Origin of the sequence: Marinobacter sp. KM021 (genome assembly GCF_050707965.1) — a bacterium.
Lineage (GTDB): Bacteria > Pseudomonadota > Gammaproteobacteria > Pseudomonadales > Oleiphilaceae > Marinobacter > Marinobacter shengliensis.
Genome location: NZ_CP136129.1, coordinates 15,137 through 28,435, shown reverse-complemented (window position 1 = coordinate 28,435; position 13,299 = coordinate 15,137). Strand labels below are relative to the sequence as shown.

The 13,299-nt window shown below is 58.8% G+C and carries 13 protein-coding genes and 1 other RNA gene; 3 read left to right on the top strand and 11 right to left on the bottom strand.

The window, feature by feature from the left end; genetic code table 11:
• The 9 genes from mraY to rsmI form a co-directional block, all read right to left on the bottom strand.
• Complete coding sequence (gene mraY, locus RVM24_RS00145; RefSeq protein WP_058091011.1) at positions 1-1,086, bottom strand: phospho-N-acetylmuramoyl-pentapeptide-transferase; 1,086 nt, start codon at positions 1,084-1,086, stop codon at positions 1-3.
• The gene (locus tag RVM24_RS00140) at positions 1,071-2,468 is read right to left on the bottom strand and encodes a UDP-N-acetylmuramoyl-tripeptide--D-alanyl-D-alanine ligase (RefSeq protein WP_431474748.1); all 1,398 of its coding nucleotides are present in this window, start codon (positions 2,466-2,468) and stop codon (positions 1,071-1,073) included. The genes mraY and RVM24_RS00140 overlap by 16 nt, the downstream gene beginning before the upstream one ends.
• Positions 2,465-3,949: a UDP-N-acetylmuramoyl-L-alanyl-D-glutamate--2,6-diaminopimelate ligase gene (locus RVM24_RS00135; RefSeq protein ID WP_431474747.1), complete on the bottom strand. Its 1,485-nt coding sequence runs from the start codon at positions 3,947-3,949 to the stop codon at positions 2,465-2,467. Before RVM24_RS00135 ends, RVM24_RS00140 begins: the two co-directional genes overlap by 4 nt.
• Before the next feature lie 4 nt (positions 3,950-3,953).
• Positions 3,954-5,696 carry a peptidoglycan D,D-transpeptidase FtsI family protein gene (locus RVM24_RS00130; RefSeq protein WP_431474746.1) on the bottom strand — a complete coding sequence of 581 codons (1,743 nt, stop codon included), beginning with the start codon at positions 5,694-5,696 and terminating at the stop codon, positions 3,954-3,956.
• Between the two features lie 31 nt (positions 5,697-5,727).
• Positions 5,728-6,132, bottom strand: coding sequence for a cell division protein FtsL (gene ftsL, locus RVM24_RS00125; protein ID WP_431474745.1), 405 nt, complete (start codon positions 6,130-6,132; stop codon positions 5,728-5,730).
• 26 nt (positions 6,133-6,158) lie between these two features.
• On the bottom strand, positions 6,159-7,115 hold the full coding sequence (rsmH, locus tag RVM24_RS00120) for a 16S rRNA (cytosine(1402)-N(4))-methyltransferase RsmH (RefSeq protein ID WP_431474744.1): 957 nt from the start codon (positions 7,113-7,115) through the stop codon (positions 6,159-6,161).
• The gene (gene mraZ, locus RVM24_RS00115) at positions 7,112-7,564 is read right to left on the bottom strand and encodes a division/cell wall cluster transcriptional repressor MraZ (protein WP_061333007.1); all 453 of its coding nucleotides are present in this window, start codon (positions 7,562-7,564) and stop codon (positions 7,112-7,114) included. Before mraZ ends, rsmH begins: the two co-directional genes overlap by 4 nt.
• A 304-nt stretch (positions 7,565-7,868) precedes the next feature.
• Positions 7,869-8,220, bottom strand: an RNA gene (gene rnpB / locus RVM24_RS00110) — RNase P RNA component class A.
• Positions 8,221-8,259: 39 nt separating this feature from the next.
• Complete coding sequence (gene rsmI / locus RVM24_RS00105) at positions 8,260-9,138, bottom strand: 16S rRNA (cytidine(1402)-2'-O)-methyltransferase (protein WP_431474743.1); 879 nt, start codon at positions 9,136-9,138, stop codon at positions 8,260-8,262.
• 151 nt (positions 9,139-9,289) lie between these two features.
• On the opposite strand from rsmI, the gene RVM24_RS00100 reads away from it, so the two are divergent.
• From RVM24_RS00100 to RVM24_RS00090, 3 genes are read left to right on the top strand one after another with little or no spacing between them, the layout of a single operon-like run.
• Positions 9,290-11,164, top strand: a complete 1,875-nt coding sequence (locus tag RVM24_RS00100; protein ID WP_431474742.1) for a penicillin-binding protein activator — start codon at positions 9,290-9,292, stop codon at positions 11,162-11,164.
• A gap of 12 nt (positions 11,165-11,176) precedes the next feature.
• Positions 11,177-11,542, top strand: coding sequence for a YraN family protein (locus RVM24_RS00095; RefSeq protein WP_431474741.1), 366 nt, complete (start codon positions 11,177-11,179; stop codon positions 11,540-11,542).
• Positions 11,543-11,550: 8 nt separating this feature from the next.
• On the top strand, positions 11,551-12,141 hold the full coding sequence (locus RVM24_RS00090; RefSeq protein ID WP_431474740.1) for a D-sedoheptulose-7-phosphate isomerase: 591 nt from the start codon (positions 11,551-11,553) through the stop codon (positions 12,139-12,141).
• A gap of 21 nt (positions 12,142-12,162) precedes the next feature.
• Here RVM24_RS00090 and RVM24_RS00085 read toward each other — a convergent pair whose 3' ends face one another.
• On the bottom strand, positions 12,163-12,573 hold the full coding sequence (locus RVM24_RS00085; RefSeq protein ID WP_228263750.1) for a ClpXP protease specificity-enhancing factor: 411 nt from the start codon (positions 12,571-12,573) through the stop codon (positions 12,163-12,165).
• A 57-nt stretch (positions 12,574-12,630) separates the two neighbouring features.
• Complete coding sequence (locus RVM24_RS00080; RefSeq protein WP_319636207.1) at positions 12,631-13,260, bottom strand: glutathione S-transferase N-terminal domain-containing protein; 630 nt, start codon at positions 13,258-13,260, stop codon at positions 12,631-12,633.
• Positions 13,261-13,299: the final 39 nt, after the last annotated feature.

Below are 13,299 nucleotides of genomic sequence, written 5' to 3'. Positions count from 1 at the left end.
CTATCGGATTTTCAGACTGGCGAGGCCAATCAGTACCAGAACCACAGTGACCACCCAGAAACGCACAATAACGCGCGGTTCGGGCCAGCCTTTCAATTCGAAATGGTGATGCAACGGCGCCATGCGGAAGATGCGACGCCCGGTCAGCCGGAACGAAGCCACTTGCAGGATCACCGAGATGGTTTCCATCACAAACACGCCGCCCATGATGAACAGCACGATCTCCTGGCGGACAATCACGGCCACCACGCCCAGGGCAGCGCCCAGTGCAAGTGCACCTACATCCCCCATGAACACCTGAGCCGGATAGGTGTTGAACCACAAGAAACCAAGCCCCGCCCCGACCAGCGCACAGCAGAACACGATCAGCTCACCGGCACCCGGCAGGTGTGGAATCAGCAGATAGTTGGCGAACTGGGCATGACCAGACACATAGGCAAAGATCGCCAGCGCACTCGCCACCATCACCGTCGGCATGATGGCCAGCCCATCCAGACCGTCGGTCAGGTTCACGGCGTTGCTGCTACCAACGATCACAAAGTAGGTCAGAAGAATGAACATCACCGGCCCCAAAGTCAGTGATACGTTTTTCAGGAATGGCAGATACAGCGAGGTCTCTTGGGGCAGCGATGCCGTCATGTAAAGCACAATAGCTGCGGCAGCGCCGATGACCGATTGCCAGAAATACTTCCAGCGCCCAGGCAGGCCACGGGGATTACGCTCAACCACTTTACGGTAATCATCAACCCAGCCAATCGCACCAAACAGCAGCGTGACAGACAGCACCACCCAGACGTAGCGGTTGCTCAGATCCGCCCACAACAGGGTGGAAATCGCAATCGCCACCAGAATCAGCGCACCGCCCATGGTCGGTGTTCCGGCTTTGCTGAGATGGGTCTGCGGACCATCATCACGCACCGCCTGGCCAATCTGGTACTGGCTTAGCTTGCGAATCATCACCGGCCCGATCAGCAGCGATATCAACAGCGCCGTGAGCACGCCCAGAATGGCGCGCAGGGTCAGGTACTGAAACACCGTCAGTGCGGAAAAGTATTGCGATAGAATCTCTGTCAGCCAGAGCAGCATGTGTTTTTCACCTTTGTCTGAATCCCCTCCACCACGCGATCCATGGCGGAACTGCGAGAACCTTTCACCAGAACTGTTATAGCGCCCTGCCGGCCATCCACGATGGCCGGCACAGCCTGCTCATGACTCTGGAAAATTTCAGTGCCGGCACCAAAACCGGCCTCGTATGCCTCTGCACCCGGGCCTACCGCCAACAGGCGCTCAATGCCTTTGGCCTGGGCATGGGCACCCACCTGCCGGTGCAACTCGGCAGCCTCCGCACCCAGCTCTGCCATGGCACCCAATACCGCCACCCGAGTGCCGGGGTAACCCGCCAGCACATTCAGGGCAGCGATCATGGACGCCGGGTTGGCGTTGTAGCTGTCATCAATCACGGTCAAATCGGCTGCGGGGTTCAGTACCTGCAATCGCCCTTTCACCGCCTGCACCCCTGCGAGGCCGTCCACGATCTGTTGATCCGTGGCTCCCAGCGCCCGGCAAGCCGCCAGCGCCAGCAGACCATTGGTTATGTTGTGTTCGCCGGCCAGCGGTATACGAACCTTGCAATGCCAGCCTTCCGGACCGGTTACTTCGGATTCAAACCCCTCTGACATCGGGGTGCTGGCGACCGCCTGATAGTCAGCATCTGAAACCCCGAGCCGGGAAACGCTCAGCACCCGGCGCCGGCCCGCCCGCTCGCGCCACTGGTCAAAAGCGGGGTCGTCGCGATTCAGCACAACCACGCCATCGGCGGGCACACCATCAATAATTTCACCCTTGGCCAGTACAATGTTCTGGTAGCTGCCGAAGCCTTCCAGATGTGCCTGGCCGGCGTTGGTCAGGATTGCCACTTCTGGGCGAACCACCGCCACCGTGTGGGCAATTTCTCCCAGGCCACTGGCACCCAACTCAATGGCACCAAACCGGTGCTCTGGTGCCAGGCGGAACAGGGTCAGCGGCACCCCGATGTGATTATTCAGGTTGCCCTCCGTGGTCAGAGTCGGCCCCATGCCCGCAAGAATCGCCGACGTCATTTCCCGGACCGTGGTTTTGCCACTGCTGCCGGTCACCGCCAACAAGCGAGCGCTGCTTTCATCGCGATTTCCGGCCGCGAGCCGCGCCAGCGCATCCACCGTATCGGCGACCACCAACTGTGGGATCGCCAGGGAGCTGTCGGCGGTATCCACAACCGCCGCAACCGCTCCCTGCTCCATCGCTTGCCGGACAAATCCGTGACCATCAAACCGCTCGCCTCGCAGTGCCACAAACAGCTGCCCTGGCACCACAGACCGGGTGTCGGTGGAAACGCCGTCAAACCGAACTGCGTCAAGCGCTGCAACGGATCCGGCAACAGTTGCTTGCAACCCGTCGCGGGCCTCCGCCAGAGAAAAGGCGCGCATCATGCCACACCCCCATTCAGCTTCAATAGGTGGCGAACCTGCTCTGCATCACTGAACGGAAGCTTCTGCCCGGCAATCTCCTGCCAGGCTTCATGTCCCTTCCCGGCGATCAGCACCAGATCTTCCGGCCCGGCCATGGTCACCGCTGCCGCTATCGCCTCAGCGCGGTCATGGATAACCTTGAAACACCCTTCCTTTGAAAAACCCTGCGCGATATCACGGACAATCCGTGCCGGGTGTTCAGAGCGAGGGTTGTCATCGGTGACGATAATCACATCCGCCTCTTTCTCCGCCTCGCGAGCCATTTCCGGACGCTTTCCGGGGTCCCGGTCACCGCCACAACCGAACACGCAGATCAGCCGGCCGGTGACGTGGGAGCGCAGGGCCGCCAAGGCATTGGCGAGGGCGTCCGGCGTGTGCGCGTAGTCCACAACCACGTTCCTGCCATCGGCACCGGTGAACCGCTCCAGCCGCCCCGGTGGCGGTGTCAGCCCTGCTGTTGCGGCGACCGCTCTGTCAACAGGCACCCCCAGCGTCAGGACCGTAGCCAGAGCCGCCAGAACATTGCTGGCGTTGAAGCTACCCAATAACGGCACCTGCAGGTCGAATTCGCCCCACTGGCCATCAACACGGGCCCGGAAGCCAGTCGCCACAGGCGCGAAATCTTTCAGCCACAACTCGGTCTGGGCCTCATGCAGGCTGTAACGAACCCGGTCACATTGCCCATTGAGCTGTTCGAATAACTGCCGCCCAAAAGGATCGTCAAAGTTGATTACCGCAAAGTGCAGCTCTTCCCTGCGAAACAGTCTGGCTTTGGCCTCGCCGTAAGCTTCCATGGAACCGTGGTAGTCCAGGTGGTCCCGTGTCAGATTGGTAAACACCGCTCCGGTCATGGTCAGCTTGTCAATCCGCCCCTGATCCAATGCATGGGATGACACCTCCATCACCGCTGCACGACCACCGTCGTTTCGAATCCGGTTAAGTACCCGGTTGACCTGGACCACGTCCGGCGTGGTGTGGGTTGCCGGCTGAAGGTTACCTGGCATGCCATATCCCAGAGTGCCCAGCACACCACAAGGGGTGCCGGTTTCCTTCAAAAGTTGTGCGATGTACTGGGTGACCGATGTTTTCCCGTTGGTACCGGTCACACCAATAAGGCGCAAATGCCGGGAGGGGTGCTCGAAAAATCGATCTGCAATCCGTCCCAACTGGGCCCGGAGCCCAACCACGGGCACTACCAACGCGCCATGGCGCTCGTGGCATTCCCTCGATTCCGAAGCTTCCAGAAGTATCGCAGTGGCACCCGCCGATATCGCCTGGTCAACGTATTGCTCCGATGACGTTCGAGCCCCGGCCAGTGCGATAAACGCATCCCCCGGCGTCACCGTTCGGCTGTCGGTCTTCAGGCCATGAATGGTGACATCAAACACCGATGGCACGTCGACAATACCCTGTAACAAGTTGCTGATAGATGTGATGCACATGGTGTTACCCTCTCTCTCCGGAGGCCCGACTAGAGCCTTTGGCCCCGCTGACTTCCAGTTCTGGCTTCACATTCAGCAGTCGCAGTGCGTCCCCCATCACCCGGGCGAATACCGGGGCCGCCACTTCGCCACCGTAGTACTCTCCGGATTGAGGCGCATCCACCGCCACAACCGTCACGATACGCGGGTCATCAATTGGCGCCATGCCCGCAAATATCGCTTTGTACTGGCTCTTTTCATAACCCCGGGCGCCCACCAGGTGAACCGTGCCGGTCTTGCCTCCGGCCGCATAAAGGCCCGGCTGGCCGCGACCACCCGTTCCCCGCGCCACAGCCTCTTTCAGCATACCGCGCACGGCAAACGCCACGTCTTCACTCAGTACCCGCTGCCCCTGGGGCGGCGCGTCCTGCTTTATCAGGCTCAACGGATAACGGATGCCACCATTAGCAATCACCATATAGGCCTGAGCCAACTGCAAGGCGTTCACGCTCATGCCGTAACCGTAAGACAACGTGGATTCTTCAACCGGGCGCCACCTTGACGGTGCCGGTAAAACACCAACGGCTTCCCCTGGGAAGCCGATACCGGTTGCCTGCCCCAACCCCATCCTGGCGAACAGATTCCTCAACACATCGCCCCCAAGCTCCGTGGCAATCTGGCTGACCCCCACGTTACTGGATTTGACGATCATTTCTGTCAGGTCCATGGTTCCGTAATTTCGCGCATCCCGGATGGTAAAACGACCAAATCGGCGAAAGCCGGGTGAGGTGTCTATGGTGCTGTTAACCTGGTACTTGCCGGATTCCAGCGCCGCCGCGATGGTAATCGGCTTGATGGTGGAACCTGGCTCAAACAAGTCGGTGATTGCTTTGTTACGCAGATTATCCGCGGATAACTGGGCCCGGTCATTGGGGTTGTATGAACCCTGGTTAACCATTGCCAAAACTTCACCGGTATCAACGTCCAGCATGACCAACGTGCCGCCCCGGGCGTTATGGGCAGCTACCACTGCTTTGAGTTCTCGGTAGGCCAGGTATTGAAGCCTCAGATCCAGGCTAAGCTCAAGATCCCGGCCGGGCCGGGCATCCCGGATTAACATCAGGTCTTTGATGACGCGCCCACGATTATCCTTGAGCACCCGCTTGCGCCCGGGCTCGCCGGTTAGCCACTGGTTATAGGCCAGTTCAATCCCTTCCTGACCCAGCTCGTCGATATTGGTGAAACCAACCACATGCGCAGTCACCTCCCCGGCAGGGTAGTACCGACGGTATTCTTGCCGGGCATAGATGCCACCGATCCCAAGATCCAGCGCTTCACGCGCCAGGCTTGGCTGAACTTTCCGGCGCAGATAGATGAACTCACGATCCGCAAAAGTACGCAAACGCTCCCGCAGCGAACCTTCTGTCATACCCAACAGGCGAGCCAATCCCGCCAACCGGGGGTCATCAGGATCAGTTTCAGAGGGGTTCGCCCAAAGCGTCTGAACCGGGGTGCTGACCGCCAGCGGCTCACCATGTCGATCGCTAACCACACCACGATGCGCGTCAATCGATTCAACCCGGATAGTCCGGACATCGCCCTGTTGGCGCAGAAACTCCTTATCCACCACATGCAGATCGACCAGACGCCAGCCAATACCCAGCATCACCAGCAGAAAAACGCCCAGCACCGAGCCGAAGCGCCAGGCCTTCAACCCCGCGGACAAACGCTGCTGCCAGTTTGCTGCCTGCTTTCCCTGACCGGACAAATCGATCACCCTGATGTGTTTGTTATGATCGTTATTTCGCCGCAACCGGAGACATCAGCGGCACAAGAACTATGTCCTGTCGCCCCGGCACCACCATATTGAACCGTTCCGCCGCCAGGTGCTCTACGCGCCCATGAGCACTCAGCGCACTCTGCTCGAGCAAGAGCTGACTCCATTCCCGCTGATAAGCATCACGCTGCTGCTGCAACCCGGACAACGTATTGAATAACTCTCGGTTTTCGTGGGCACTGACAACAACACCGATGGCAGACAGTGTTAATACCGCCACCAACGCCAGAGTCACCACCACCCGGCTCTCCCGCGTGGTGTCGAAAACCTGCCGGGACAGGCGCACGGCGGTTACCACGCCGTCACGGACCCGCTGCTTGCTGAGCCTGGTGGTCTTGGTTGGTTGTTCGATGGCTACCGCGCCCATAGCGTCGCGCTCCCCTGCGAATTCGATTAGTTGGTTCGTCTTTCCAGTACCCGCATGACTGCACTACGGGCACGGACGTTTTCGGTAATTTCCTGCTCATTGGCCTTGCTGGCCTTACCTACCAGGCAAAACTCGGAGCGCTCCTGATCAGCGGTCACTGGCACACCCTTTGGTATTTTCGGGCCACGGGCCAAATCTCGCATGAAGCGCTTTACCAGACGATCTTCAAGCGAGTGAAAGCTGATCACCACCAGGCGACCACCCGGCGCCAGGCGCTCGACCGCAGCAGCCAAACCGACTTCCAGGTCTTCCAGCTCCCGATTGATAAAGATGCGGATAGCCTGAAACGTTCTGGTGGCCGGGTGTTTGTGCTTTTCTTTCTTGGGCACCGCTTCAGCCACCAACTCCGCCAGCTGGCGGGTTGTTTCAATGGCCTCTTCCTGCCGGCGGGCAATGACCAGGCGCGCGATACGGCGAGAGAAACGCTCTTCGCCGTACCGCCAGATCACATCCGCAATGTCTCGCTCGTCTGCAGTTGCCAGCCATTGAGCAGCGCTTTGCCCCTCCTGAGGGTTCATCCTCATATCCAGCGGACCATTGCGCATAAAAGAAAACCCGCGCGCGGCATCGTCCAACTGTGGCGACGACACCCCGAGATCCATCAACACGCCCTGTACCGCCGGCCACTGCTGACTGTCCAGAGCCTGACTCAACTCAGAAAAGGAGCCGTGATACCAGGAAAACCGGCCGTCTTCCGCGGCCAGTTCTTTTGCAACCTGAATGGCTTCCGGGTCTTTATCGATACCCAGCAAGCTGCCCTGAGCGTCCAGCTGGCCCAGAATCAGACGACTATGACCGCCCCGACCGAAGGTGGCGTCCACATAACGACCAGCCGAGTCATTGATCAGATAATCAACAGCCTCATCCAGCAGCACCGAGCGATGCCGGAAAGGTTGATCTGACGCCTGCTCTGTTTTGGTCATAGCGACAGCGCCTCCATTTCCGGCGGCATATCGTCATCGCCAGAAGACTCATCCAGCCAGGCAAACCAGCGCTCCTCGCTCCAGAGCTCCAGCTTCTTGCCCTGGCCAATCAGCATCAGCTTTTTCTCCAGGTGGGCGTAGCTTCTCAGCGTCGGCGGCACCAGGATGCGGCCAGCGGAATCCAGCTCCATGGGCGCCGCATTACCGAGAATCAGCCGCTGTAAACGCCGGGCGGCTTTATTCATGTTTGGCAGCGCTTCAATTTTAGGCCTGAGGGTTTCCCACTCCGGCTCTGGATACAGCAAAAGACAGCGCTCTTCATCGGCATTGGCGGTCAGAACAATACGGCCACCACAAAGCTGCGCGAGTTCCTCACGCACCTTTGTCGGGATCGCCAGGCGACCCTTCGCGTCCATATTGATGGCATGACTGCCAAGAAAGTTGCTCATTTATGCCGTATCCAAGGCTGCTATTTCCACAAAAAACCACTTGAAACCACTTTTTCCCACTTCCGCACACTATAGAAACACGCAAAAGACAATGCAAGCGCCGCATTCGGCACCACACAGGCGAAAGTTCCTTTAATGACAAGAGGTTACAAAGGGGAAACTTAGAAAATCGTTAAAAAGACGTAAAGAAAAGGAGAAAAAACAAGCACCTGCAGAAAACTCTAAAGAGCCTTTCTGAAGTTTAAGATTTTTTGGCTATAAAGGCCGAATTGTGAGAAGGATGAGCATTACATCAGAAAAGAAAATGGCGAGCTCGCCGATAAGCCGGGTTCTGTCTTGGACAGTCATTCATCTAGGGCCTGCGTCACCGCAGGCCTCAAGCAACCTACCCGAATCCAGCGCGGGCCACGCCATTGGATTCCTATTTGGTCTTGCTCCAGGTGGGGTTTACCATCGCCGTGGACTGTTGCCAGCCACGCGGTGCGCTCTTACCGCACCTTTTCACCCTTACCGGCGCCCGAAGGCGCTTAGGCGGTATACTTTCTGTTGCACTTTCCGTCGGCTCGCGCCGCCCAGGCGTTACCTGGCACCTTGCCCTGCGGAGCCCGGACTTTCCTCCCCCGATCGAAACCGGCGGCGACTGTCTGGCGAGCTCGGTGCCGACAATACCCCCGCACCCGCCGCCATGCAAGGCCTTAATGATCTTTCAGCTCCAACGCGCGCTGGTAGAGCTCATTTTTACCCAGACCACTGACTTCCGCCGCAATCCGCGCCGCCTTCTTCACCGGCAACTCCTTGATCAACAACCCCAGCAGTTTATCGGTGTCCAGTACGGAGGCTTCTCCAGCGGGTGTCGGCGCCGCGCCACGGACCATCACCACAAACTCACCCCGGGCTCCATGGGGATCACTCTCCAGCTCTTCAAGCACCTCATCCGCGCGACCGCTATAGAAGGTCTCAAAGGTCTTGGTCAGCTCCCGCCCCAACACACACTCACGATCAACCCCCAACACCTCAGTCAGGTCTTTCATAAAATCGATAATGCGATGCGGCGACTCATAGAACACCAGAGTGGCCGGTTCCCGCGCCAATTCCGTTAACGCAGCCTGCCGGCCCGAGCGCTTGGCTGGCAAAAAACCTGCGAACAGAAACCGGTCGGTTGGCAACCCCGCGACAGACAAGGCGGCGACCAACGCACACGGGCCAGGCACCGGCGACACCCGGTAACCGGCCGCGCGAACCTCGCGAACCAGCAAGTAACCTGGGTCCGAGATCAGCGGTGTGCCAGCATCAGACACCAATGCTACCTGCCGCCCCGCTGCCAACGCCTCCAGAATACCAGCTACCCGAGAGCGCTCATTGTGGTCATGCAGCGCCATCATTTGCTTGCTCAACCCAAGATGCTGGAGCAAACGTCCTGAGTGGCGGGTATCTTCCGCAGCCACCAGATCCACCTTCGCCAGGGTCTGGCGAGCCCTGTCGGAGAGATCATCCAGATTACCAATTGGCGTTGCCACAACGTACAGAACACCATCCATCTCTTTCCGGACATTTTCCGAACCGGGCATATACATACTCCCACCGATAGAAGACAGGAGCTGCGTCACTCCCGTGCAACCCGGCACCCATGACAGGCATGTCATGTGAAATGGGCCGGGAGCTGGTAAACTTGCCACCAATAAAGCGGCACCACAAGCCTAATGATCCGGAGACTCCGAGCCTGCCATGACTAAATACCGCAGCCATCGAACACTTTTTGCCCTGATCACCCTGGTCACCCTTCTGACTGCGGGTTGCGCCACCGTCAACCTGGACAGCCAGGTTGCAGACACACCAGAGCGTGCACTCGAACTTGCTGCCAGTGAACGAGACCCCGCAACAGCACAGCGTTACCTGCTGCGGATGGCCAGCAACTTCCAGGATCAGGGCAACCACAGGGCGGCACGCCGGATTCTTCGCAACCAGCAGCTGGACACTATCGACAGCCAGCTAACCGGCCAGAAATTACTTCTGTCCATGGCCAGCGCCGTCGAACTGCAAGACAGCGACTGGGCGAATGAACTGGTCGGCAATCTGTCGCCAGACCACTTCCTCGGCTACCCGTCAGACATCATGGCAAAAGCCGCGCAACTGCAGGCTGAGACATTCGCCCTCAATGATGACCAGCTGTCCGCCGCGCTCACGCTGATGCTGCTCAGCCAGACTGACACCCAAAGCGACCCACAGGACACCCACAACCAGATCTGGCAATACCTCAGGACCATCCCCGGGCAAGCGCTGAATGAGGCTTCAGAAACAGCCATTGGCTTCGAAGAACAAGGCTGGCTGGAGCTTGCCACCACCTTGCGCGCTCGCGACGTCGGCCTGGATGAACAGGGGCGCCTGATCAGGGCCTGGCAGAATAACTGGCCAGGGCACCCCGCGGCACAGACCCTGCCCGCAGACCTTCGCCTGCTGTCGGAGCTGGCCACCAGCCGGCCGGAACGCATTGTACTGGCACTTCCGCTGCAGGGCTCTCTGGCAAGTGCCGGGCGCGCAATCCGGGACGGCTTCCTCGCTGCCTATTTCAGTGATGACAGCGCGGACCGCAGCAAAACCGATATCCGCATCGTCGACACCTCCAGCAAACCTTTTACGGCGCTGTATGAGGAACTGACTGGCCAGAACATTGACCTGGTTGTTGGCCCCCTCGAGAAAGACGCACTTGCAGGCCTGAGTTCGAGAAACACACTTGCCGTTCCAGTGCTCGGGCTGAATTACCTGCCGGCGGACAGCCGTGTGCCCGACGGGCTTTACCAGTTCGGCCTATCAGCCGAAGATGAAGCCCGGCAGATTGCCGACCAGCTGGCAGCACAGTCGCTCCGCCAAATCCTGGTGCTCATTCCCAGGGGCGAATGGGGTGATCGCGTGGAACAGGCATTGCTGCAACGCATGGCCACCCACAACGGCACCGTGCTCGATATTGAACGGTTCTTCCCGGAAGACAACTTCCGGTCAGTCACCGCCGATTTACTGGGCGTCACCACGTCCCGGCAGCGGGCCATTCAAGTAGAAAGGACCATTGGCCAAAACGTCGAATTCGAGCCTCGTCGTCGCCAGGATGCCGAGGCCATTGTACTGGTTGCGCAACCCAGCGTGGCACGCCAGTTCAATCCGCTGTTTGCGTTTTACTTCTCTGGCGACCTGCCGGTATATGCGCCGTCCATTGTCTACGAGGGCTCACCCGACCCGGGGCGCGATCGCGACCTGAACCGGGTGACGTTTACCGACATCCCCTGGGTCTTGGCCGAGGACAACCCACTGCGCACCCAGGCCGAGCAGAATCTCAGCGGCACACGCGGCCAACTGGGCCGGCTGTTTGCCATGGGGGCCGACGCCTGGCAGTTGAGCAAACGGCTGCCGCTGCTGCGGCAGGTGGAAGGCGCCGCCATTGATGGTCAAACCGGCACCCTCACCATGACCCCGGACGGCGCCATCCACCGCTATCAACTTTGGGCACAGTTCCAGAACGGGCGCCCGGTACTGGCCCCGGAACTCAACGAGGCTACCTCCCGGGACGGCGCTCGTGAAACTGAGCAAGGTGATAGCCAGCGCCTGTAGAGGACATAAGCCATGGAAGGCAAACGCGCCATTGGAAGTCATTACGAAGGGGTGGCCGCCCGCTATCTGGCGAAAAACGGTATTACCATTCTGGAGCAGAACGTCTACAACCGGGGCGGAGAACTTGACCTGATTGGCCGGGACGGCGATACGCTGGTGTTCTTCGAGGTTCGCTATCGCGGCGATGGCAGCCTGGTCGATCCAGCAGGCTCCATAACGTATGGCAAGCAGCGACGACTGCTCCGGGCTGCCTCTTATTACCTGCACAGGCATGGTTTGTGGAACATCGCCTCCAGAATTGACGTCGTCGCGATCATGCCGGGTACGGTGCGCAAATACCGGGTACAATGGGTCAAAAATGCAATCCAGGCAGAATAACCGAACCAATGACCGACACCGCACAAAAGATTAACCAGTGGTTTGCCAACCACATGGAACAGACTGCCCAGGCCGCCAGCACCGCTGGGCCGGATATCGAGGACGTGGCAGACACCTTTGTGAGTACCCTGCTGCAGGACGGCAAACTTATCGCCTGCGCCAATGGCAACGCCAATATCCTGGCCCAGTATTTCTGCACCGCATTGTTGAATCGCTTCGAGCAGGACCGGCCGGCACTGCCCGCCATCAACCTCGGTGCGGATGCCACCACCTATTCGGCCATATGCAGGGATAACCGGTTCAACGACACCTTCTCCCGACAGGTTCGCGCCATCGGCAAACCCGGTGACCTGCTGTTTGTCATTGTCGATGACGGCCACAAGGCCAACCTCATCCAGGCGATCCAGGCCGCCCACGACCGGGAGATGCAGGTGGTCGTGCTAAGTGCCCGGGAAAAGTCAGACATCACCTCGCTAATGCACCCGGAAGACCATGAAATTGCACTGAATGATCTGGCACCCCATGAAGCCACCCCGTTGATGCTTCTGATCATCAACACCCTGTGCGACCTGGTTGACCACAAACTGTTTGGCGGATAACAAAAAGCCGGCTTTCGCCGGCTACTTCACCACTTTCAGGGTTGGTCGCCCACTCGGGCGCTCATCGGAACGCCTGTCAGCCGGCGCATCGCCATCCGCTCCACCATCGGGGTCCGGTGAGCCCGGCTCGCTGCCGAACACCATCCCCTCACCGTTTTCCTTGGCGTAAATGGCCATGACGGCCTGCAACGGGATAAACACCTGCATGGGCACCCCGCCAAAGCGGGCACTGAACTCAAGCGCGCCATTGCCGATCACCAGCCCCCGCACGGCACCGGGACTGATATTCAAAACAATCTGACCGTTGGCGACGTGCTCTGTCGGCACCTGAACACCCTGTACACCAGCATCGACGACGATGTAAGGAGTACAGTCGTTATCCAGAATCCACTCATTCAGGGATCGCACCAGGTATGGACGGCTAGACGTCATAGTGACACTCATATCAGGCACTGCAACCACTCCTGCCCCGCCATGCGGGCTTGCCGATCAGCTTCGGATGTCTTCTTCCAGGTCTGAAAGGCTTGCCTTGAAACCTTCCCGGGCAAAGATGCTGTCCATGTATTTCTGAATAGGCTTGGCCTGCTTGTCACTCAGATCAATTCCCAGCGCAGGCAAGCGCCAGAGAATCGGAGCGATGCAGCAATCCACAATCGTAAACTCTTCTGACAGGAAGAACGGCATTTCCGCGAACAGAGGTGCTGTTGCCAGCAGACTCTCTTTCAGCTCTTTACGAGCCGTATCTGCCGCTTTGCCCGTTGGTTGCGCCAGAACCTGATCAACCAGGCCACACCAGTCTTTCTGAATACGGTGAATCATCAGGCGACTATTGGCCCGCGCGACCGGGTATACCGGCAACAATGGCGGGTGCGGGAAACGTTCGTCCAGGTACTCCATCATGATGTTGGGCTCGTACAGAACGAGATCCCGATCCACCAGAGTAGGCAGGGCGTTATACGGATTCAGGTCCGCCAATTCTCCAGGCGGGTTGTCCGGATCCACGTCTACGATATCAACGGTTACACCCTTTTCAGCCAAAACAATGCGAACACGGTGGCTGTAATGACTGGCCGGATCCGAGAAAAACGTCATTGATGACCGCTTGGTCACAACGCCCATATAGCTACCTCACGATTCTAAAAATCGAAACAATCCACA